The sequence below is a fragment of the Acinetobacter sp. 70_2 genome, assembly GCF_056736115.1.
Map to the genome: position 1 here is coordinate 33,679 of NZ_JBWZIP010000003.1, position 22,125 is coordinate 55,803.

18 protein-coding genes are annotated in these 22,125 nt (G+C 39.0%); 12 read left to right on the top strand and 6 right to left on the bottom strand.

Annotation, left to right across the window (positions count from 1 at the left end; translation table 11 throughout):
- The first annotated feature begins 73 nt into the window (after positions 1-73).
- From AC1PJ9_RS01975 to AC1PJ9_RS01985, 3 genes are all read left to right on the top strand, one after another.
- Positions 74-673 carry a TetR family transcriptional regulator gene (locus AC1PJ9_RS01975; protein WP_311086633.1) on the top strand — a complete coding sequence of 200 codons (600 nt, stop codon included), beginning with the start codon at positions 74-76 and terminating at the stop codon, positions 671-673.
- Positions 674-1,118: 445 nt separating this feature from the next.
- Positions 1,119-2,489 (top strand): PIN-like domain-containing protein, encoded by a 1,371-nt coding sequence (locus tag AC1PJ9_RS01980; protein WP_202724713.1) that lies wholly within the window; start codon positions 1,119-1,121, stop codon positions 2,487-2,489.
- 706 nt (positions 2,490-3,195) lie between these two features.
- A complete protein-coding gene (locus AC1PJ9_RS01985) occupies positions 3,196-3,771 on the top strand; it encodes a hypothetical protein (RefSeq protein WP_311086662.1) in 576 nt (191 codons plus the stop codon).
- Between the two features lie 100 nt (positions 3,772-3,871).
- Here the strand turns inward: AC1PJ9_RS01985 and AC1PJ9_RS01990 are convergent, their stop codons facing one another.
- The 4 genes from AC1PJ9_RS01990 to AC1PJ9_RS02005 all read right to left on the bottom strand — a co-directional run bounded on the left by AC1PJ9_RS01990 (position 3,872) and on the right by AC1PJ9_RS02005 (position 9,225).
- The gene (locus AC1PJ9_RS01990; protein ID WP_311086634.1) at positions 3,872-4,651 is read right to left on the bottom strand and encodes a tetratricopeptide repeat protein; all 780 of its coding nucleotides are present in this window, start codon (positions 4,649-4,651) and stop codon (positions 3,872-3,874) included.
- Positions 4,652-4,777: 126 nt separating this feature from the next.
- Entirely contained in the window at positions 4,778-6,061 is a 1,284-nt protein-coding gene (locus AC1PJ9_RS01995; RefSeq protein ID WP_016804659.1) for a ribonucleotide-diphosphate reductase subunit beta, read from the bottom strand.
- A 138-nt stretch (positions 6,062-6,199) separates the two neighbouring features.
- The gene (locus tag AC1PJ9_RS02000; RefSeq protein ID WP_002120013.1) at positions 6,200-6,334 is read right to left on the bottom strand and encodes a hypothetical protein; all 135 of its coding nucleotides are present in this window, start codon (positions 6,332-6,334) and stop codon (positions 6,200-6,202) included.
- Between the two features lie 56 nt (positions 6,335-6,390).
- Positions 6,391-9,225, bottom strand: coding sequence for a ribonucleoside-diphosphate reductase subunit alpha (locus AC1PJ9_RS02005; RefSeq protein WP_311086635.1), 2,835 nt, complete (start codon positions 9,223-9,225; stop codon positions 6,391-6,393).
- Between the two features lie 329 nt (positions 9,226-9,554).
- On the opposite strand from AC1PJ9_RS02005, the gene AC1PJ9_RS02010 reads away from it, so the two are divergent.
- Genes AC1PJ9_RS02010 through bfmS form a run of 3 tightly spaced genes read left to right on the top strand, consistent with a single transcriptional unit; the run spans position 9,555 to position 12,156 of the window.
- The gene (locus AC1PJ9_RS02010; RefSeq protein WP_263613012.1) at positions 9,555-9,761 is read left to right on the top strand and encodes a hypothetical protein; all 207 of its coding nucleotides are present in this window, start codon (positions 9,555-9,557) and stop codon (positions 9,759-9,761) included.
- Positions 9,758-10,474 (top strand): response regulator transcription factor BfmR, encoded by a 717-nt coding sequence (gene bfmR, locus AC1PJ9_RS02015; RefSeq protein ID WP_000076440.1) that lies wholly within the window; start codon positions 9,758-9,760, stop codon positions 10,472-10,474. The genes AC1PJ9_RS02010 and bfmR overlap by 4 nt, the downstream gene beginning before the upstream one ends.
- A gap of 32 nt (positions 10,475-10,506) precedes the next feature.
- On the top strand, positions 10,507-12,156 hold the full coding sequence (gene bfmS / locus AC1PJ9_RS02020; protein WP_004710386.1) for a sensor histidine kinase BfmS: 1,650 nt from the start codon (positions 10,507-10,509) through the stop codon (positions 12,154-12,156).
- Between the two features lie 21 nt (positions 12,157-12,177).
- Here bfmS and AC1PJ9_RS02025 read toward each other — a convergent pair whose 3' ends face one another.
- Together AC1PJ9_RS02025 and AC1PJ9_RS02030 are read right to left on the bottom strand one after the other, a co-directional pair.
- Positions 12,178-12,531, bottom strand: a complete 354-nt coding sequence (locus AC1PJ9_RS02025) for a hypothetical protein (protein WP_263613013.1) — start codon at positions 12,529-12,531, stop codon at positions 12,178-12,180.
- 92 nt (positions 12,532-12,623) lie between these two features.
- Positions 12,624-14,045: a GGDEF domain-containing protein gene (locus AC1PJ9_RS02030; RefSeq protein ID WP_311086636.1), complete on the bottom strand. Its 1,422-nt coding sequence runs from the start codon at positions 14,043-14,045 to the stop codon at positions 12,624-12,626.
- Between the two features lie 425 nt (positions 14,046-14,470).
- Here AC1PJ9_RS02030 and ndhC point away from each other — a divergent pair, with 425 nt between their 5' ends.
- The 6 genes from ndhC to nuoG all read left to right on the top strand — a co-directional run bounded on the left by ndhC (position 14,471) and on the right by nuoG (position 22,125).
- Positions 14,471-15,022 (top strand): NADH-quinone oxidoreductase subunit A, encoded by a 552-nt coding sequence (gene ndhC, locus AC1PJ9_RS02035; protein ID WP_263613015.1) that lies wholly within the window; start codon positions 14,471-14,473, stop codon positions 15,020-15,022.
- A gap of 6 nt (positions 15,023-15,028) precedes the next feature.
- Entirely contained in the window at positions 15,029-15,706 is a 678-nt protein-coding gene (locus AC1PJ9_RS02040) for a NuoB/complex I 20 kDa subunit family protein (protein ID WP_002050353.1), read from the top strand.
- 84 nt (positions 15,707-15,790) lie between these two features.
- Positions 15,791-17,578, top strand: a complete 1,788-nt coding sequence (nuoC, locus tag AC1PJ9_RS02045; protein WP_151687800.1) for an NADH-quinone oxidoreductase subunit C/D — start codon at positions 15,791-15,793, stop codon at positions 17,576-17,578.
- A gap of 13 nt (positions 17,579-17,591) precedes the next feature.
- On the top strand, positions 17,592-18,101 hold the full coding sequence (gene nuoE, locus AC1PJ9_RS02050; RefSeq protein ID WP_002050341.1) for an NADH-quinone oxidoreductase subunit NuoE: 510 nt from the start codon (positions 17,592-17,594) through the stop codon (positions 18,099-18,101).
- Positions 18,098-19,429: an NADH-quinone oxidoreductase subunit NuoF gene (nuoF, locus tag AC1PJ9_RS02055; protein WP_263613016.1), complete on the top strand. Its 1,332-nt coding sequence runs from the start codon at positions 18,098-18,100 to the stop codon at positions 19,427-19,429. Before nuoE ends, nuoF begins: the two co-directional genes overlap by 4 nt.
- Before the next feature lie 11 nt (positions 19,430-19,440).
- Positions 19,441-22,125 carry an NADH-quinone oxidoreductase subunit NuoG gene (gene nuoG / locus AC1PJ9_RS02060; RefSeq protein ID WP_263613017.1) on the top strand — a complete coding sequence of 895 codons (2,685 nt, stop codon included), beginning with the start codon at positions 19,441-19,443 and terminating at the stop codon, positions 22,123-22,125.

Consider the following 22,125-nt stretch of genomic DNA (forward strand, 5'->3'; position numbering starts at 1 on the left):
TTTGCTTGTCATATCAATATGACTCAGTCAGTATATGAGTGATTACTCACATTAAATACTCGCATTTCGGCTCATGTCAGAAACCCTCCCAGACCCACGTAAACGCCCGCGTCAAGCACGCTCAGTGGCTACCTTTGAAGCTATTTTAGAGGCAGCTGCTCGTATTCTGGAGTCTTTAGGCTTTGCTGGATTTAACACAAATGCCGTGGCTGAACTTGCTGGCGTAAGCATTGGTAGCCTATATCAATACTTTCCATCTAAAGATGCTTTAATTGTTGAATTAATTCGACGTGAGCGCACTAAACTTTCAAATCATATTATTGAAGCCATACAGCAAAGTGATACCGCAGATTTAAAAGAAAAACTAAAACTCATCATCCAAGCTGCTGTGCAACATCAATTAAGCCGTCCTCAGTTGGCACGAACTCTAGAGTTTACTTCTGAACTTATTGGAAAAGACATTGAGGAAAGTGAGCATCAGCATGAGCTTGAAACCATAATTTCTGATCTGTTCATACGCTCTGACATTTCACATGGACAGATAGCGGCACAAGATGTAATTGCTTTAAGTAAAGGAATGATTAACGCGGCAGGCATAGCAGGGGAAAGTGATTTAAATCATTTACAACAGCGAGTTGAAAAAGCTGTATTTGGTTATTTGGATTTAAGCTAGCGGACATAAGCTAAGGTTACAGCGGCACAACCCATGTCATTATAAAGAAAGAGCATATAGATTTGATAAATTCTTTGGAAGATGCTTTTAGATACTCGAATTACTTAAGTGTATGTATGCAGGATAGGGTAGTGAGTCATTGTAAGAATGATTTTAGATTAGAGTAGATATTATCTGCTTTAGAATTAATAGAGATTACATGAAATTTTGGAGAGTTGATCAATAAGTAATAGTAAAACGTGGCAAATCATTAAAAAAGCCCAAATATTATGAATTGGGCTTTTTAATAAAGAGTAATATTTTGATTTATATGAAATAAAAAGTGAATTTTGTATAAGACGTATTATGTTGAGTTTAGATTTTTTTATAAAAAATATTGATAATCATTTGAAAATAAAATATTTTTTGATAGATTTGCAAGCATTTTAACTAGCTAAATATTATTATGAAAGAACTTTTTAAAGGATATTACAACCTAGACGAAAAAGATTTTTCAATCTTATGGGAACGCGCCATCTTTATATTTGATACAAATGTTCTGCTTAATTTATATAGATACCAAGCTTCTACAAGAGATGCCTTGCTTGAAGTTATCGAAAAATTAGCACAAAGAGTGTGGATTCCTTATCATGTAGGGTTAGAGTTTCAAAGAAATAGACTTACCGTTATTGCAGAGCAATATAACCGATTTTCTAAAGTAAAGAATATTGTAGAGGAAGCGATATCTACAATGGAAAAGGAGTTTGAAGAACTTCAATTAAGAAATAGGCATACTCATATTAATCCAGACAAACTTATTGAAGAAACTAAAAAACTAGCATCCATTTTTTTTAATGAACTTAATGAATTAGAAAAACAAAGTATCAATATAAACTCAAATGATCAAATTAGAGTACGACTCGATACCTTATTCAAAGATAAAATTGGGCTTCCACCTTCAAACCAAAAAATTATCGATGACATATCTAAAGATGGTGAAAATCGATATAAAAATAGTATCCCTCCTGGTTATAAAGACTCATCCAAAGGAGATAAAAATCCAGATGAATTTAGTTATGGAGGAATCTTATATAAAAGAAAATTTGGAGATCTAATTATTTGGAAACAAATCATTAAATTTGTTGAAGAAAATGAACATAAAAATATTATATTTATAACTGATGATAATAAAGCAGACTGGTGGTGGAAAGTTAATAGTAGTAGTGGACCTAAGACTATTGGTGTCAGACCCGAGCTAAAAGATGAGTTAACTAGACAAGGAAAAGTAGATAATTTCCATGTTTATAATACGGAGAGCTTCTTAAGATATGCTAACTCACATCTAGGTACTCAAGTGACAAAAGAAACTATAGAAGAAATTCGTGATATATCTCATGATATTAGGAATGTTTATGATATCAAGGAAGGTTTTGTTCCAATGGTACGATATGCAGAAAGAGCTGTATATGAATGGTTATCAATAAAATATTCAAACATTGAGATAAATAATAACTTTCCAGATTTTATTGCTTATGAAGACAATAAAAAATTAGGGTTCGAAGCTAAGTTATTAAGAAATATAAACAATATAAATATAATGTTCAAAAATTTAGAATATCGATCTTATTATATAATGAACGAAGAAAACTTAAGCGAATTAACTCTTATTTTAGTTTTACTAGATGAAGATTCTATATATAGAGCTGAGGAAATGATTAAAAGAAGATATACAGAAATGAAAAGTAACATAAAAGTGATATTAGGCAAGCCTAATGAAATAAAAGCAAGTGGAGAGATAGAAGGATTCAATCCATTGGTTTATATAGATTTAACATAAATACTTTACATAAAAATTTAAAAAAACATCAAGTTAAGTGTATTTTGTTTAATATAAAATCTCTTCTACTAAATGAAAACCTAGATCCAGATCTAGGCTTTTCATTTTAAATAATAATTAAAATTCAGTATAATAGAACTTATTTTAAACTTTTTGTAACATATGTTAGATTTAATCTTCCATATTAAACTCATCAACTTCATCGTCTAACTCCTTACTAATGTCTTCTAGTGATAATGGTTTTCTCTCTTCTCTAGGTATAAGGTTCTTAGCTCTTAAAATAGGAACTCGGTAATCCCTCCTAAAAATAATAGGATCTAAAAGTAGAATTTTCTCTTAAGATACAAGCAGGAGATTCAGCATGAAAACAGCAAAATTCCGATTTTGATACAAATCGGCTTTTTTGTGAGCAAATTTGATAGCTCCTGCTAATCATTTTGACTAAAATTACTCTGTATAACTTGAGTGAGATATAACTCGGTTTAACTTAAACTTTCTTTTTGAATTCGAAATTAGAATAAAAGCTAATTTTTATCACAACACATATTCTTGTATTTTTTTGCTATTTATCTTAGCAAAACTATTAAAAAATTATGTAAAACAAGAAAGAATATGGATTGTAAATTTTCTTGTATGTGTTGGTACTTTTAGCACAGGTATTTTATTAGCCTCTGGCTTTTTACTATTGTTTTATAGGGGGATAGTTGTGATTTATAAACTTAAAATGTGGATCTCTAGGGAAGTGGTTGATCCATTTTTTTCATTATATTCGTATATTTATAAAAATTTTGTTCTTGTCTTTTCCTTAAGTTTCTGTGCGATTGTACTGCTTTGTGCTCTTAACCCAAGTATAGTTTTTACTCCTAGAAAAGAGAGTTTTGTTGTTTATGAGCCTGAATTTCATATCAAATATGGACGTATGACATCGTTGATAATAAAAGATAATTATAAAAAAAATATTATTAATTGCGCATATTTTAGAAATGAGAATGGTTCATTTTGTGAATTATATAAGCCTAGAAAACTACTTAAAGTTGAGGGAGGTTTTTTTCCTAATTCATCATTGTTTTTTAAAAATAAATATATTGTAGTTAATAAAATTCGTTTTGAAGATGAAAAAGGGAGTGTAATTAATTTTTCAACAAGTGAAGAAAAAATTGCTTCTTGGTGGAATTGGGTTATGTTCCCCACCTTATTGATGAGGTATTTAATTTTAATCTGGCTAATGGTGGTTGTTTTAATATTACTTTTAAAACTAATTAAGCATAAGAAAGAAACCTAATTTTATTTAAAAATAGTTTTATCTTTATTTTGAGTTGAGAGATAGATATAAAAAAGGGCGGCTATTAGCAACCCTTTTGATCTAAGTAATATATTGTGGATTACTGAAACTGGTCTAAAGCCTCTTTTGCGGGTTCATATCCATTATCAGCAGCTTTTTTGAACCAAAACTTTGCATTTTCATAATCTGAGTAAACATTAGCATACATATAAGCTAGATTGTTCTGAGCCTCAGGTATACCTTTCTCAGCTACTTGTGTGTATAGCTCCAGAGCTTTTTTATTATCTTGTTTAACTAAGCTACCATCTGAATAAATATTTGCTAAGTTATATTGAGCTTCTGAAAGATTTTGATCGGCAGCTTTTTTATATAACTCTAAAGCTAAATTAATATCTTTTTGTACGCCATTTCCCGAAAGATAAGCATTTGCCAAATTATATTGAGCTTTAGCATAACCTTGGTGAGCAGCTAATTTGTAAAACTCTAAGGCTTTAGATCTGTTTTTGCTTACATAATAGCCATTATCATACATGAGCCCCATATTGTATTGGGCCTCCGGAAAGTCATTTTTCGCAGCTTTCTCATACCAATAGTAAGCTTTTTCTTCACTTTTTTGCGTCCCGATTCCCTTAAGGTACATTCCTGCTAAATCATTTTGTGCAATGGGTAGTCCTTTTTCGGCTGCCTTTTTAAAATATGAAAAAGCTTTTGAATAATCCTTAGGTACTTCTTTACCTAAGAAGTATTTCCCACCTTGCTCATATATTTCACTTAATTCACTTTGAGTATTATTTAGTTGTGAAAGTGGTTTAGAGCAACATATAGTACTTAAAGTCGATAAACTTATGACGCTAGAAATTATTAAATATCTTATATTCATAATGTATCTCTTATAATTTAATCTACTGCAATTCATACTAATAGTTATCTTAAATAAATATAAAAAATCCGACATATAGTCGGATTTTTTATAGCCTCAAATTACTTTGAGGAAGAATGCTTAAACTTACCAGCTTAACGCACCACCAGTTTGGTAGTCAGTTACGCGAGTTTCAAAGAAGTTCTTCTCTTTACGTAAGTCCATCATCTCAGACATCCACGCAAATGGGTTGGTTACACCAGCAAATTGCTCTGGTAAACCTAACTGAGATAAACGACGGTTACAGATGAATTTCAAATATTCTTCCATCATGCTTGCATTCATACCCAATACACCGCGTGGCATTGTGTCACGAGCATATTCGATTTCAAGCATAGTACCTTCAAGAATCATTTGAATGACTTCTTGTTGGAACTCGGCAGTCCAAAGGTGAGGGTTCTCAATCTTGATTTGGTTAATCATGTCGATACCAAAGTTCAAATGCATAGACTCATCACGCAAGATGTATTGGAACTGCTCAGCAACACCGTTCATCTTGTTACGACGGCCCATACTCAAAATTTGAGTAAAGCCACAGTAGAAGAAGATCCCTTCAAGTACGCAGTAGAATGCGATCAAGTTACGAAGTAAACGTTGGTCGTTTTCAGGAGTACCTGTGTGGAAAGTAGGGTCACTTAAAGATTGAGTGTACTTAAGGCCCCAAGATGCTTTACGCGCAACAGAAGGAATCTCACGGTACATGTTGAAGACTTCGCCTTCGTCCATACCTAAAGATTCGATACAGTATTGGTAAGCGTGAGTGTGAATAGCTTCTTCAAACGCTTGACGCAAGATGTACTGACGACATTCAGGGTTAGTAATATGACGGTAAATCGCCAATACCAAGTTGTTTGCAACCAAAGAGTCCGCAGTCGAGAAGAAACCTAAAGAACGCATAACAATAGTACGCTCATCTTCAGTTAAGCCATTTTCAGACTTCCAAAGTGCGATGTCATGGTTCATGTTAACTTCTTGCGGCATCCAGTGGTTTGCACACCCGTCAAGATATTTCTGCCAAGCCCATTCGTATTTAAATGGCACAAGCTGGTTCAAGTCAGCGCGACAGTTAATCATGGCTTTGTCGTCAACCTGAACGCGTTGCGCGCCCATTTCTAACTCTTCAAGGCCAGGAGCAACATCCAAATGTTCTAAGGCTGCAGATGCTCGAGCCATTGAATCGGTTGGATTTGTTGATCGCACGGAATGGGTTCCAGCGGATTGTGGAGCTGCCACGCTCTGCGATGATGGCTGCGCAGCAGATACATTCTGCGAATCAGACGTTTTTTCCGGTTGGATGGGCGCAGACTTGTGTTCAGGTGCAGCCGGTTTTTGCGAATCATCTTCAAAATCGTCCCAACTAAGGATAGACATTTTTGTTCTCTCTTCGTTGTATATATCTATATTTGACATCTCTTAAACGAAGATGTCCCTACTATACGCTTTTAATGTGTAAACAAAATTAAGTTTTATTAAGGTATGACCAAATTTTGGGCCTTTGGTCTCTACTCACTACAACTTATTTTGCTTACGCTGTTGCTTACGTATCGTAATGAATGCGTAAACCATCGGCATATAAAAGAAAATAAAGGCAAAGATTAATACTCCAACACCAAGCATATAATTATGGCTGAGATGAGAAAGCATAATCTTTACCTCTTTTAAAATTGCTCTTTAGTGAAAAAGAGCAATTTTATTGAATGTTATTGGCAAGCTTCACAATCAGGGTTGTCGATTGAGCAAGCCATTGGTACAGGAGCTGCTTGAGTGAAACCGTCTTCTTCAACTGCTTCAGGCTTTTTCGCTTCTACGGCCGGAGCCGCTGCAGGGGCTGCCGCTTCTACAGTTGCAGGTTTAACCGCGTTTAACGCACCTGTGTTAATTGTAGATTTTTCAGCAGAAGTTGCACCTAAAGCTCGGAGGTAATAAGTCGTCTTAAGACCACGTAACCATGCCATCTTATAAGTGATGTCAAGTTTCTTACCGTTTGCACCAGAGATGTAAAGGTTAAGAGACTGTGCTTGATCAATCCATTTTTGACGGCGTGATGCAGCATCAACAATCCAGCGTGGCTCAACTTCAAACGCAGTAGCAAAGATTGCTTTTAATTCTTCAGGAATACGAGCAATTTTTTGTACTGAACCTTCAAAGTGTTTAAGGTCGTTAACCATTACTGTGTCCCAAAGACCACGGTCTTTCAATGCACGAACAAGGTAAGGGTTAATAACAGTGAACTCACCAGACAAGTTAGATTTCACATATAAGTTTTGGAATGTTGGCTCAATAGACTGAGAAACACCACAAATGTTCGAAATGGTTGCAGTTGGAGCAATCGCCATTACGTTTGAGTTACGCATACCGTCTTTTTGAACTTTGGCACGTAAAGTGTCCCAGTCTAAACGTTGAGTACGGTCAACTTCGAACATACGTTCTGGACGAGATTTAGCAACAATTTCAATAGAGTCGATTGGAAGGATACCTTGATCCCACAATGAACCTTTGAATGTTGAGTAAGCACCACGTTCAACAGCCAAGTCGCTTGAAGTTTGGATTGCATAGTAGCTAATCACTTCCATTGACTCGTCAGCAAAGTTCACAGCTTCATCAGAACCGTAAGCCATACCCATTTCGTAAAGTGCATCTTGGAAGCCCATGATACCCATACCAACAGGACGGTGTTTCAAGTTAGAGTTTTTCGCTTGTGGTACAGCGTAGTAGTTAATGTCGATAACGTTATCGAGCATACGAACTGCTGTTTTAACCGTACGCGCTAACTTTTCACGGTCTAATACGCCGCCTTTAACGTGTTGAACAAGGTTGATCGAACCTAGGTTACATACTGCAATTTCGTCTTGGTTTGTGTTTAACGTAATTTCAGTACATAGGTTAGATGAGTGAACTACGCCAACGTGTTGTTGTGGTGAACGTAAGTTACATACATCTTTAAACGTGATCCAAGGGTGACCAGTTTCGAACAACATAGAAAGCATTTTGCGCCATAAGTCTTTAGCACGTACTTTCTTGTGCAACATGTTCTGTTCTTTCGCAACAGACTCATAGTATGCATAGCGTTCAGCAAACTCAGCACCAGTTAAATCGTGTAGGTCTGGAGTTTCAGACGGAGTAAATAGTGTCCAATCGCCATCTTCAAATACACGTTGCATAAATAGGTCAGGAACCCAGTTTGCAGTGTTCATGTCGTGAGTACGACGACGGTCATCACCCGTGTTTTTACGAAGTTCTAAAAACTCTTCGATGTCTAAGTGCCAAGTTTCTAAGTACGCACATACCGCACCTTTACGCTTACCACCTTGGTTTACTGCAACGGCTGTATCGTTCGCAACTTTAAGGAACGGAACAACACCCTGAGATTTACCGTTTGTACCTTTAATATAAGAGTTCAAGGCACGTACAGGTGTCCAGTCATTACCCAAACCACCAGCCCATTTAGAGAGCATCGCGTTGTCACGCATTGCACCATAAATGTCATAAAGGTCATCACCAATCGTTGTTAAGTAACAACTTGAAAGCTGTGGACGTAATGTACCTGAGTTAAACAGGGTAGGCGTAGACGCCATGTAGTCAAAGCTAGACAATAAGTTATAGAACTCGATTGCACGCTCTTCTTTATCTTGCTCATTAAGTGCAAGACCCATAGACACACGCATGAAGAATAATTGTGGTAATTCGAAGCGAACGCCATTTGAGTGAATGAAGTAACGGTCAAATAGAGTCTGTAAACCTAAGTAGGTAAACTGGTTAGAACGTTCAGGCTGAATTGCTGCAGCTAGTTTTTCTAAATCGAACTTAAGCAAGTCTGGTGAAAGCAAATCAAGCTCTACACCTTTTTTCAAGAATGCTTCAAGTGCATTGTTTTCAGCTGTATCTGCCGGTAAACCTAAGAATGCTAAACCAGTGCTGACCAACTCATCACGAAGCAAACGCGCAGTTACGTATGTATAGTTAGGTTCTTGTTCGATACGCGTACGTGTTGCCATCATCATGGTTGTGGCAATATCGCTTTCTTTTACGCCGTTATATAAGTTTTTAACGGTCTCATCGATAATTGCTTGAACCTCAATACCTTCTAAGCCTTCAGCAGCTCTATTTACAGTGGCTTGTAACGCACTTAAATCAAGTGGTTGAAGCTGACCGTTTGCATCAGTAACTTGCAAGGTAGGGTGGTGGTTTGAATTTGTTTGCTGACGAGCGCTAGCACGTTGTTCGCGGTAAATTACATAAGCGCGGGCAACTTTTTGTTCCCCAGTACGCATTAAAGCAAGTTCTACTTGATCTTGAATTTCTTCAATATGGATCGTACCGCCCGATGGTAAACGGCGTTTAAAAGTATTTAATACCATTTCCGTCAACTGGGTAATACGGTCATGAATACGGCTTGAATCCGAACTCTGTTGACCTTCCACAGCAAGAAAAGCTTTACCAATCGCAACAGAAATTTTCTCTGCATCAAATGCAGCAACATCTCCAGTACGCTTAATCACCTGAATTTGACCAGGAGTCGAAGTAATTACGCTCATGCCAGCATAGCTCCATTGTCACTTTTGTTATGTTCATAGACCGTTTGAACCGAGCAAAAAACATGCCACGATATTTGAGGGATAAACACAAGACTTAGTAGTTAAAGTTTATTTTCAACACAAGATACGGGATTTTTTAAGCTAGATCAATCTTGACTTTTTAGTAATTTTTTATCTGTATGATTTGTCGGGAGATAGCATACCAAAGCTATGAAAAAACACTTATAGATAACTTTGTGGATAACTCAAAAAACAAGCACTTGAGCGAATTTAAATTCATCAAAGAAATAATTTGTTTAATATTCATACATAGGAAATATGAATAGATTATGACATATAAGAATAATAAACAGATATCAAAAACACTTGAAAATTCAAAGGTTAATAAAATGCAACAAAACATGGTTGTCATGTATCAGTTTGGTGAACGCCTACTTGTTTACAATGTAAACGTGTGTATATTGCAAATGATAAACGAATGTATCTGCAAGATTTTTAAGATGCATGTAATGAGATTTATAGGGGCAATGATATGAGCCAAGAAGAAAAGTTACCAAAGATTCTGATCGTTGAAGACGACGAGCGTTTAGCGCGATTAACTCAAGAGTATTTAATCCGCAACGGTTTGGAAGTTGGTGTAGAAACTGATGGTAACCGTGCAATTCGTCGTATTATTAGTGAGCAACCAGATCTTGTGGTCTTGGATGTCATGTTGCCGGGTGCAGATGGTTTAACCGTTTGTCGTGAAGTTCGCCCACACTACCATCAACCTATTTTGATGTTGACTGCACGTACTGAAGACATGGACCAAGTACTTGGTCTAGAAATGGGTGCAGACGATTATGTCGCTAAACCAGTTCAACCACGTGTATTATTAGCGCGTATTCGTGCACTATTACGTCGCACAGATAAAACTGTTGAAGACGAAGTTGCTCAACGTATTGAGTTTGACGACCTTGTGATCGACAACGGCGGCCGTTCTGTGACCTTAAATGGTGAGCTTGTTGACTTTACAAGTGCTGAATATGACTTGTTATGGTTGCTTGCTTCAAACGCTGGTCGTATTTTATCGCGTGAAGATATCTTCGAGCGTTTACGTGGTATCGAATACGATGGTCAAGACCGTTCAATCGACGTGCGTATTTCACGTATTCGTCCAAAAATTGGCGATGATCCTGAAAATCCAAAACGTATTAAAACTGTACGTAGTAAAGGTTACTTGTTTGTTAAAGAAACCAATGGATTGTAAAATCTGATTAAACTTCCTATAAGGTTGGTCGAGTGTTTAAACACAGTATATTCCTGCGAATATATGCGGGGCTGGTAATTCTTGTTGTTTTGGTGGCTGTTTTTGGGTATTTACTGGTACAAATTATCAACTACCAACGCGCACAAGAATACCGAGAATCTTTAACTGATGGTATTTCTTATGTCATTAGTGAAGGGGTCGCTCGACAACCTGGGAAGCAGCAAAAGATAGATTGGATTTCTGACGCATCTGATTTGCTCGAACTTCCAATTTACTATACCGATGCAAGTAAGGTTGAATTGTCTCGAACCGAGAAAAAGCGGATCGAAGCACAAAAATCTGTTGTTCGTTACGATGCCAGTAATAGCATTGCATATGTCATTATTGGTTTGCGTGACGACCCACAACATTATCTATCTATAAAAGTCGACAAAATTAGTGAACGTCAAATGAAGGCTCTTCCTATTTTTGTACTCGACTATTTAATGTTTTATCCGGGGCAGGAACAAGAGTACCTTGCCAAGATTCAAAAACATTTCTCATATCCAATCAATATTCAAAATATTCAAGATGTAAATCTGGACTCTGAACAGATTGGACGTTTACGCCAAGACCAAAGTGTCATGTTGTACAAAGATAGTGCAACAGTACGTGGTACAACCATTTCGATTGTCTCTCCAATCCCGAATCATCCTGCACAAGTGTTGGTGTTGGGCCCAGTTCCAATGTTTAACTGGATGCCTTTACAGCTTTCTGCGGGTATTACCTTATTTAGCCTGTTCTTATTAAGTTTGGGTGTTTACGGTTTGATTTTGCCGTTAGAGCGCAAAATTCGACAAGTGCGTTATGCATTAAACCGTATGAAATCGGGTGATTTGTCATTGCGTGTTCCGATTGAAGGAAGTGACGAAATGGCAAACTTGGCTTCAAGTTATAACAATATGTCTGATCATATTCAGCGTTTGATTGAAGCTCAACGTGAGTTAATGAGAGCAGTATCTCATGAACTCAGAACGCCTGTTGCACGTATTCGCTTTGGTACAGAAATGTTAGCCGAAGAAGATGACTACAATCACCGTATGCATCAGGTTGACATGATTGATAAAGATATTGAAGCACTCAATACCTTAATTGATGAAATCATGACTTACGCAAAACTAGAGCAGGGTACACCTTCGTTAGATTTTGCAGAAATTGTACTTTTTGAAGTGTTAGATCAGGTTGCTGTTGAAACCGAAGCTTTAAAAACACAGAAAGAAATTGAACTCATTCCACCACCTTTATATGTGAAAGTAGATGCAGAGCGTCGTTACCTTCACCGTGTTGTACAAAACTTGGTAGGTAATGCTGTTCGCTATTGTGATAACAAAGTGCGTATTACTGGTGGTATTCATAGCGATGGTATGGCTTTTGTTTGTGTTGAAGATGATGGACCGGGTATTCCTGAGCAAGACCGCAAACGCGTATTCGAAGCCTTTGCACGTTTAGATGACAGTCGTACACGTGCATCTGGTGGTTATGGTTTGGGGCTTTCCATTGTAAGTCGTATTGCTTACTGGTTTGGTGGTGAGATTAAAGTAGATGAAAGTCCAAGTTTGGGTGGGGCACGCTTTATTATGACGTGGCCAGCACATCGCTTTAAACAACCGCCATTAAAGGCAAATAAAAAAGCACCTGCATAAGGTGCTTTTTTATTGGTTTATTTATAACTGAGTGGCATCAGGTTCTAAAATTGGTTTTCCACTTCTTAGACTGTTTAGCGCATCTATATTAAAGTCAATTAACAGCGAATTGTTTTTAGCATCGATTTGATATTTTTGAATAAGAGGTTGGTCTCCATTCAATGTTTCAACTCTATATGAATCCGCAATATGTAAAATGCCTTCTAGGTTTGTTGTGGTTGACGCGAAATCTTGTCTAAAAATTTCATAGACATCACGCAAGTCAAAAATGGCATTATCTGCATCTGGATGTTTTTGAATATAGCTTTCTATGTGTCGCACGAGTAATTGTGCAAACAAGTAATAGTCTGGTTTATGCGTATATTCTAGATTCATACATTTTTCTCCTTATTATCTGTTACTAGCATACATGGCAAAACAGAAGTTATTGTATAAAATTCATTACACTAGATGATGACTTGAAAATATTACAAAGAAATAAAAACTCGGTTACGTCCTTGGCGCTTTGCTTGATAGAGTGCGTCATCTGCTTCTTTAAACAAGCTTTCAATAGGGCGATGATAGTTTGGAGAATATAAACTAATGCCAATACTGACCTGCACAAAAATGGGTAATTTGCCATAGACATAAATCGGTTGCTGACTAATTTTAATGCGTATTCTTTCTGCAAGTTCAAAAGCAGCTTCTTTAGTTGTGTCTGGAATAAAAATTGCGAATTCTTCACCTCCAAAACGACCGAGTAAGTCATGAGGATGCAGAATATTTTGTATGGTGATCACACAGGTTTGTAAGGCTCTATCACCAATCAAATGACCATAACTATCATTCACTTTTTTAAAGTGATCGACATCCAACATAAAAAATGCGGAGGTCTTATTTTCCTTTTGTACTTTTTCTTGAAGTAGACGAACTGATTGTAAAAATTGACGTCGAGTTAAACTAGATGTGAGCTCATCATGGGCAATTGCATGTTGTAGTTTTTGAATTAAATCAGAATGAAGCGCACTAATACTAGAAACGGTAAGAGGGGCAAGCGTCATCATAATTAATCCAATACGAATTGAGATGGTATTGCTTAAGTATTCATTTGGATAAAGTAATAAATAATGTCCAGAGACATGATAAATAGTATAAGCACTGGTAAATGAGGTAATCAGTGCCACAATAATTGGTTTATAGCGTATAGCACACCAAGTTAAGGCTGCTATAGGGTAGAGTAAAGAACCCGGTCCTGAGTCGTAATAACTTACGGTAATTGAAATTAATACTGCCAAAAATGGTAATAAATCAATCGTAGTTATATGTTGCCGATTACCCTTCAGATAGCGCTTTATTTGAGGATAAGGAGGGAAGTTTATGAGTATAGGGAGTAGAAGTAGGGCATTTTGTAATTCGGAAGTCATCCAGTAACCAAATTCGGCCCAAAAGCTGCCAAGCATAAATTTGGTATTAAACATCGGTACAAAAGTTGCAGCAAAATAAGCGCCTACTAAGCTGCCAATTCCGCATAATGCAAATAAAAATAGATAAGAGTAGCCACGATGAGCAGCTTTAATATGTTGATTTAAAAAAAGGTATAGCGTTAGAGAGGTAACCACATAAAGAAAATTAGAAGTGGTTAGGATAATAGTTAGTAAAAATGGTGTGCCTTGAATAAGATCGGCAATTACATATCCAGTATACGCGCCAAGAAAAGTACCGAGTTTACGTGTTTGAGGGTAACGAACAAGTAATCCTAGTAGAACCGAATTGGCAGGCCAGAAAAAAGCCAGAAAACTAAGCGGGCGAGACGCAATTCCAATGAAGCAGCATATTGAAATAATGACAGTAAATAAGAGAAAAAATTTCAAGAAGGAAGAAAATGAAAGTTCACGAAGTGAGTATGGCATCAGCTGCCCTTAATGATAAATACCCTTATCCAAGAGTAATAACTATTATGCATGATTAAACATTCATCATAATTCAGAGCGGAAGATGAATACAATAAAAAACCGCCTAATATTATAAAAAAGTAAGTTGTTTAATTTGACCAAATGAGTAATTGTTCAAATAATATTAAAAATCAAAAAATGAAAAAAATCATCACAAGTATAAAAACTATCAAATAAACCGATTATGAACGGTGAAACCCCCTCTACAAGACATAGATGAATACTTTTGATTAGAAAATCATCCAAAAGACTAAGACGCTTCAACTAGCATGCGAAATTAGAAATCAGGTACAATTGGCGGGATTAATTTTGTGTTTGGTGTATTCAAAGGCCAATACATACATTCTTTGTTAAATAATAGGCCTGCCAGGAGTTATCCCCGCATGAGTGCCATTACTCCATACGACTGGGCGATTATCGCCTTCGTGATCGGCGTTACATTTCTTTGCGTCTTTATGCTCACAGTTCCCTTACTCCTCGGGGGAAAATCGTGGGGACGTGCTAAGCAAGAGCAGTTTGAATCAGGTGTCGTGAGTGCTGGTGGCGCTCGCATTCGCCTGTCTGCAAAGTTCTATCTAGTTGCAATTTTCTTCGTTGTTTTCGACTTAGAGGCACTTTACCTCTATGCATGGTCTACTTCGGTGCGTGAAGTAGGGTGGTTGGGATATACCACTGTTGTGATCTTTGTCGTTGACCTGTTAATTGCGCTTGTTTATGCCTTCTCTGTAGGTGCCTTAAGTTGGTCACCAGCAGATCGTCGTAAATCAGCTGGTGAGAAGATTAAAGTCGGTTCACCATCAATGAACATTGCTGAAATTACACGCTTTAACTCTATTGAAGAGCTCGTAACTGACCCTACAGGCCAGATTCCAGCCCAATCATCAGGTCGTGTTAAGTCAAAAACTACACCTGCATTGTCATCTGAAAAGGAGTAAGTCGGGATGAAATATACTCTGACCCGCGCGAATCCGGATGCTGATCAATACCCATTGCAAGAACGTCAAATTGTGACTGATCCGCTAGAAGAGGAAGTGAATAAAAACGTATTCATGACTCGCTTAGAGGATGTCTTGCATACAGCAGTAAACTGGGGACGTAAAAACTCTTTGTGGCCATTTAACTTTGGTACCTCATGTTGTTACGTTGAATATGCAACGACTTTAACAGGCGTGCATGACTTGTCCCGTTTCGGTGCAGAGGTTATTCGTGCTTCACCTCGTCAGGCTGACTTGATGATTGTTGCAGGTACCTGCTTTGTAAAAATGGCTCCGGTTATTCAACGTTTGTATGAACAAATGTTAGAACCTAAATGGGTTATTTCGATGGGTGCTTGTGCAAACTCTGGAGGTATGTACGACATCTATTCAGTAGTACAAGGTGTAGACAAAATTATTCCTGTTGACGTGTACGTCCCAGGTTGTCCGCCTCGTCCTGAAGCATTAATCCAAGCGTTAATGCTTTTGCAAGACCAGATTCAATTAGAGCGACGCCCGCTTTCTGCCGTGATCGGTGATGATCTTCAGCCAGTGTATAAGCCAAAGATGATGCCAGAACGTGATCGTAAGAATGCGCAGCGTATTGCCGTTAAAAACTTACGCTCTATGGATGAGATTAAATAATTTTTTGACGGTGTTTTGACATATCTAACCGATATGTTCATCGAGAAAATTGACAGAATTTGTATTAAATAGGAAGCCAAGCCAATGGCTGAAACTGACATTGCTATGCCAGAATCAACACCAGTTGATTCACGCCCAGCATTTGCAATCGTAGAAGAGCTCAAAACCAAATTTGGTGAGAACTTCTATGTGCAGGCGACTTTTGAAGAGTTTCCAACAGTCTGGGTTGAGCGCGCACGCGTGCAAGAAGTCCTCATGTTCCTGCGTAAAGTGGAACGTCCTTATGTAATGCTGTTTGACTTATCAGCGATGGATGAGCGTTTACGTCAACATCGTGATGGTTTACCAGCATCTGACTTCACTGTGTTCTATCATTTATTATCGCTTGAGCGTAATAGTGACATTCGTATCAAGGTTGCCTTGAACGAAAATGATCTTAACCTCCCGACAGCGACAAATATCTGGCCAAATGCCAACTGGTATGAACGTGAAGCTTACGATATGTTCGGTATCAATTTCGAAGGGCATCCAATGCTCCGTCGTATCTTGTTGCCAACGTATTGGGAAGGTCACCCGCTTCGTAAAGAATATTCAGCACGTGCGACAGAATATACGCCGTATATGCAAGACAAAGCGAAGCAAGATTTCGAACAGGAACACTTACGCTTTGTGCCTGAAGATTGGGGTCTTAAGCGTGGTAACGCTGACGAAGATTTCATGTTCTTGAACTTGGGTCCTAACCATCCATCTGCACACGGTGCGTTCCGTATTGTATTGCAGTTAGATGGCGAAGAAGTGAAGGACTGTGTTCCTGATATCGGTTATCACCACCGTGGTGTGGAAAAGATGGCTGAGCGTCAAACATGGCACTCTTTCATTCCTTATACTGACCGTGTTGACTACTTAGGTGGTTGTGCGCAAAACATGCCATATGTAATGGCAGTTGAACAGCTTGCAGGAATTAAAGTTCCTGAACGTGCGCAAGTGATTCGTGTCATGTTGAACGAATTGTTCCGTATTAATAACCACTTACTTTACTGTGGTACGGCAATTCAGGATGCCGGTGGTATGACACCAGTATTCTATATGTTCGCAGACCGTCAAAAAGTATACGACATCGTTGAAGCAATTACGGGTTACCGTATGCACCCAGCATGGTTCCGTATAGGTGGTACAGCACATGACCTTCCAAACAACTGGCAAAAACTTGTTAAAGAATTGCTAGAGTGGATGCCAAAACGTCTCAACGAATACTACACAGCTGCGCTTAAAAACTCTGTGTTTATTGGTCGTACACGTAATGTTGCTCAATACGATGCAAAATCTGCACTTGCATGGGGTGTAACTGGTACTGGTTTACGTGCAACAGGTATTGATTTCGACGTTCGTAAATATCGTCCATACAGTGGCTATGAAAACTTCGATTTTGACGTGCCAGTTGAGTATGAAGGCGATGCGTACGCTCGTGTTCTTGTTCACTTCCGTGAAATTACTGAGTCACTCAAAATTATCAAACAGTGTTTGGATAACATGCCTTCTGGTCCATATAAAGCGGATCACCCATTGGCTGTTCCACCACCAAAAGATAAGACGTTACAAGATATTGAAACTTTGATTACGCACTTCTTGAGCGTGTCATGGGGTCCTGTCATGCCTGCTGGTGAAGCGTCATTTATGACTGAAGTTGTGAAAGGTGCAAGTACTTATTACTTGACTTCGGATAAGGCAACAATGAGTTATCGTACTCGTATCCGTACACCGACGTTTACTCACTTACAGCAAATTCCTTCAGTGATTAACGGCAGTTTAGTGTCTGACTTAATCATTTATCTGGCGACCATTGACGTGGTTATGGCTGACGTGGATCGCTAAGAGGTAACGCAAAATGATGATTCTGACTGATAAAAAACCACGTGTGAATGTTGAAGGGATTTTGACTGCTGAAGAAATCCATGAAATTGAACATCACATTGGTCACTATCCATACCCACGTGCAGCTTCTTTAGATGCACTAAAGTGCGTACAGCGCCGCAATGGTTGGGTAGATGATGCTCAAATGAACGCCATCGCACAATTATTGACGATTAGTGTTGCCGATTTAGAGGGTGTAGCAACGTTCTACAACCGTATCTATCGCCAACCTGTAGGTCGTCACGTAATTTTGCTTTGTGACTCAATTGCTTGCTTCTTAATGGGTGCTGAAACACTAGCTGAAGCATTCCAGCGCGAATTAGGTATTCAGTTTGGTCAAACGACACAAGATGGTCGTTTTACACTGCTCCCAATTTGCTGTCTAGGCAACTGTGACAAAGGCCCAACGTTAATGATTGATGAAGATACTCACGGTTTAGTTGAAGTGACATCAGTCAAACAGTTATTGGAGAAGTATGTATGAATACTGAACCAAAACCAATTTATGGCGACGGTAATCCGGAAACTCATCCACTGACTTGGCGTTTAAGCAAACAAGAAGCAGTACGTAGCGCTGATGACTATGAAGCACTCGAAGGTTATGCGGGCTTTAAAAAAGCATTAGGCATGAAACCTGCTGAAGTGTTAGACGTCATTAAAGCGGCAACTGTAAAAGGTCGTGGTGGTGCAGGCTTCCCAGCAGGGATCAAATGGTCTCTTATGGCGCCAAATGATGGTGGTCCACGTTACTTAATCTGTAACGCCGATGAGATGGAACCAGGTACCTTTAAAGACCGTTTGTTGATGGAAAAACTTCCTCACCAATTGATCGAAGGTATGTTGATTGCAGGTTATACCCTAGAAGCAACTCAAGGTTATATCTTCATTCGTGGTGAATACATCGAGGCTGCTCAATACCTAAATGAAGCGCTTGAGCAAATTCGCGCTAAAGGTTACTTAGGTGACAACATTTTAGGTTCTGGCTGGAACTTCGAGTTACACGTGCACACTGGTGCAGGTCGTTATATCTGCGGTGAAGAAACTGCATTGATTAACTCGCTTGAAGGTCGCCGTGCTAACCCACGTACTAAACCACCATTCCCGCAAGTTGCTGGTGCATGGGGTCGTCCTACGATTGTGAACAACGTTGAAACTTATAACAACTTGCCAGCAATCATGCTTCGTGGTCCAGAGTGGTATATCGGTTTATCAGCTGGTAAATCAAAAGATCCAGGCACTAAGATTTATGGTGCGTCAGGTAAAGTCAAATTCCCTGGTCTTTGGGAACTACCATTTGGTACGACTGCACGTGAAGTAATTGAAGATCATGCCGGCGGTATGCGTGAAGGCTTAAAGCTTAAAGCATGGTTACCAGGTGGTGCGTCAACTGACTTTTTACCTGCAGATACCATTGATTTACCAATGGATGCTGAAACCATTATGAAAGCAGGTTCTCGTTTAGGAACATGTTTATTGATGGTGGTAGACGAGACCCAATGTATGGTGTCGTTGACCCGTAATCTTGAAGAATTCTTTGCGCGTGAATCATGCGGTTTCTGTACACCGTGCCGTGATGGTTTGCCATGGGCTGTTAAAGCGCTTAAAGCACTTGAGACAGGTGAAGGTAAGAAAGAAGATATCGACCATTTACAAGAACTTACTCGTAAATTATGGATTGGTAAAACTTTCTGTGCCCACGCACCAGGTGCGATGGAGCCGCTTATGGGCGCACTCAAACATTTCCGTAGCGAGTTTGAAGCGAAAGTGACGAATCGTCCTGTCGTGCAAACTAGCAACGTAGAACAAGCTTAAGGGATTCGACTATGGCTACAATTCATGTCGATGGAAAATCGTACGAAGTCAATGGATCAGAAAACTTGCTACAAGCATGTTTATCCCTTGGCATTGATATTCCGTATTTTTGTTGGCACCCATCCTTAGGTTCTGTTGGTTCATGTCGTCAATGTGCCGTAACTCAGTATGCAAATCCTGAAGATACGCGCGGACGTCTTGTGATGTCATGTATGACACCAGCATCTGACAATACCTATATCTCGATTGAAGACAAAGAAGCAACGGATTTTCGTGAATCTATCGTTGAGTTCTTAATGACCAACCACCCACACGACTGTCCAGTGTGTGAAGAAGGTGGTCACTGTCATTTACAAGATATGACTGTAATGACTGGTCATGACCGTCGTCGCTACCGTTTTACTAAGCGTACACATTACAACCAAGAACTAGGCTCATTCATTGCGCATGAAATGAACCGTTGTATTGCTTGTTACCGTTGTGTTCGTTACTACAAAGACTATGCGGGCGGTACAGACTTTGGTGTGTTTGCCAATGCATCACGTGTTTACTTTGGTCGTCCAGAGTCAGGTACTTTAGAGTCTGAATTCTCTGGTAACTTGACTGAAGTATGTCCAACAGGTGTATTTACCGATAAAACTCATTCAGAGCGCTATAACCGTAAATGGGACATGCAATATGCACCAAGCGTGTGTCATGGCTGTTCTTCAGGTTGTAACATCTCTCCGGGTGAGCGTTATGGCGAAATCCGTCGTGTAGAAAACCGTTTCAATGGTTCGGTTAACCAATACTTCCTTTGTGACAAAGGCCGTTTTGGCACAGGTTATGTAAACCGTGCAGATCGTCCACGTCAACCTCAATTCCGTAATGGTGAAACAGTAGCAACTGTTTCTGTTGACCAAGCTTTAGATCAAGCGATTGCGAAACTTGAAGGTAAAAAAGTTTTAGGTATTGGTTCACCACGTGCAAGCTTAGAATCAAACTATGCATTACGTGAACTTGTAGGCCAAGCAAACTACTCAACAGGTGTTGCACAAAAAGAGCAAAGTCTTGTTGAACTTGCTGCTTCAATCATGCAAACAGAGGGCATTTACAACCCGAACATGCGTGAAATTGAAAGCTATGATGCAGTATTAATTTTGGGTGAAGATTTAACTCAAACTGCACCACGTATGGCTTTGTCAGTTCGTCAAGCTGCGAAAAACAAAGCTCGCGAAATGGCTGCAAAAACACGTACGCCAGATTGGTTGGCTGAGCCTGTACAACGTATTGGTCAGGAAGCGAAATCTCCGATCTATATTTTGGCTGCAACTCAAACTCGTCTTGCCGATGTTGCGACTGGTGAAGTTGTTGCATCTCCAAATGACATCGCGCGTTTAGGTTTTGCAGTTGCTGCGGCAGTTAAAGGTGAAACAGTTAATGGTTTGGATGACGATGCAAAAGCATTTGCTCAAACTATTGCAGACACTTTAAAAGCAGCAAACAAACCATTAATTATTGCGGGTACGAGCTTGCAAGATGCTTCAATTATGGAAGCGGCAGCAGAGTTAACGCAAAACCTTGGTTCAAAAGCTGGTTTAAGTCTTGTAGTTCCTGAAGTGAACTCTATGGGCTTAGCATTGTTTGGCGGTTTAAGCCTTGAACAAGCATTTGCTCAAGACTACGACACACTTGTTATTGTTGAAAATGACTTGTTCCGTCGTTTACCTGCTGCTCAAGTTAAAGCAGCACTTGATAAAGCTGAAACAGTAATCGTGCTTGATCACAGCGAAACAGAAACTGTGAAACAGGCGGATATTGTACTTTCAGCAGCAAGCTTTGCCGAAGGTGATGGTACCGTTGTAAGCCAAGAAGGCCGTGCTCAACGCTTCTATCAAGTTTACGATCCAAGCTACTACAAGCCTGAATACGCGATTAAAGAATCGTGGCGTTGGTTGCATGCCATTGAAACTGGTCTTAAAGGTAAGCCAGTTGATTGGACATTGCTTGATGACGTGATTGAAACTATCGTTAAAAATGTTCCGGTACTTGAAGCAATTCAAGACGTTGCACCAGATGCAGGCTACCGTGTACATGGTTTGAAAATTGCGCGTGAACCACGTCGTTATTCTGGTCGTACAGCAATTCGTGCACCTTTATCGGTTCATGAACCTAAACAACCAACAGATCCAGACTCAGCATTAACATTCTCTATGGAAGGTTATGTAGGTCCACAAAAAGCATCTTCACTTGTACCATTTGCGTGGGCTCCAGGTTGGAACTCTCCACAATCTTGGAACAAATACCAAGATGAAGTGGGTGGTCACTTAAAAGGTGGTGATTCAGGCGTTCGTTTATTCGATCGTTTAGCAAAACGTCCAGCACGTAGCTATGTTGCTCCAACTGCGGTAGTTGCAAACCCTGAAAGCTTCCGTCTTGTACCAATGCACCACATTTTTGGTTCTGGTGAATTCACGATTAAAACACCTGCAATGGAAACTCGTATTCCTGAAGCTGTATTTGCTGTGGGCGAACAAGATGCAACGCGTTTGAATCTACAAGAAGGCCAACGTATTACAGTTAAAGCAGGCGAAACTACAGTGAGCTTACCTGTACAAGTAATTGAATATTTACCTACAGGTTATATCGGTTACCCAGTTGGTTTAGCGCCGACAGTATCCTTAGCTGAGCCTGTTTCAGTGGCATTAGGAGTGTAA

Excerpts from the sequence above, each read along its gene's own strand:
- AC1PJ9_RS01975 (WP_311086633.1), top strand. The coding sequence starts at position 74 with ATGTCAGAAACCCTCCCAGACCCACGTAAACGCCCGCGTCAAGCACGC.
- AC1PJ9_RS01980 (WP_202724713.1), top strand. The coding sequence starts at position 1,119 with ATGAAAGAACTTTTTAAAGGATATTACAACCTAGACGAAAAAGATTTT.
- AC1PJ9_RS01990 (WP_311086634.1), bottom strand. The coding sequence starts at position 4,651 with ATGAATATAAGATATTTAATAATTTCTAGCGTCATAAGTTTATCGACT.
- AC1PJ9_RS01995 (WP_016804659.1), bottom strand. The coding sequence starts at position 6,061 with ATGTCTATCCTTAGTTGGGACGATTTTGAAGATGATTCGCAAAAACCG.
- AC1PJ9_RS02000 (WP_002120013.1), bottom strand. The coding sequence starts at position 6,334 with ATGCTTTCTCATCTCAGCCATAATTATATGCTTGGTGTTGGAGTATTA.
- AC1PJ9_RS02005 (WP_311086635.1), bottom strand. The coding sequence starts at position 9,225 with ATGAGCGTAATTACTTCGACTCCTGGTCAAATTCAGGTGATTAAGCGT.
- AC1PJ9_RS02010 (WP_263613012.1), top strand. The coding sequence starts at position 9,555 with ATGACATATAAGAATAATAAACAGATATCAAAAACACTTGAAAATTCA.
- bfmR (WP_000076440.1), top strand. The coding sequence starts at position 9,758 with ATGAGCCAAGAAGAAAAGTTACCAAAGATTCTGATCGTTGAAGACGAC.
- AC1PJ9_RS02025 (WP_263613013.1), bottom strand. The coding sequence starts at position 12,531 with ATGAATCTAGAATATACGCATAAACCAGACTATTACTTGTTTGCACAA.
- AC1PJ9_RS02030 (WP_311086636.1), bottom strand. The coding sequence starts at position 14,045 with ATGCCATACTCACTTCGTGAACTTTCATTTTCTTCCTTCTTGAAATTT.
- ndhC (WP_263613015.1), top strand. The coding sequence starts at position 14,471 with ATGAGTGCCATTACTCCATACGACTGGGCGATTATCGCCTTCGTGATC.
- AC1PJ9_RS02040 (WP_002050353.1), top strand. The coding sequence starts at position 15,029 with ATGAAATATACTCTGACCCGCGCGAATCCGGATGCTGATCAATACCCA.
- nuoC (WP_151687800.1), top strand. The coding sequence starts at position 15,791 with ATGGCTGAAACTGACATTGCTATGCCAGAATCAACACCAGTTGATTCA.
- nuoE (WP_002050341.1), top strand. The coding sequence starts at position 17,592 with ATGATGATTCTGACTGATAAAAAACCACGTGTGAATGTTGAAGGGATT.
- nuoF (WP_263613016.1), top strand. The coding sequence starts at position 18,098 with ATGAATACTGAACCAAAACCAATTTATGGCGACGGTAATCCGGAAACT.
- nuoG (WP_263613017.1), top strand. The coding sequence starts at position 19,441 with ATGGCTACAATTCATGTCGATGGAAAATCGTACGAAGTCAATGGATCA.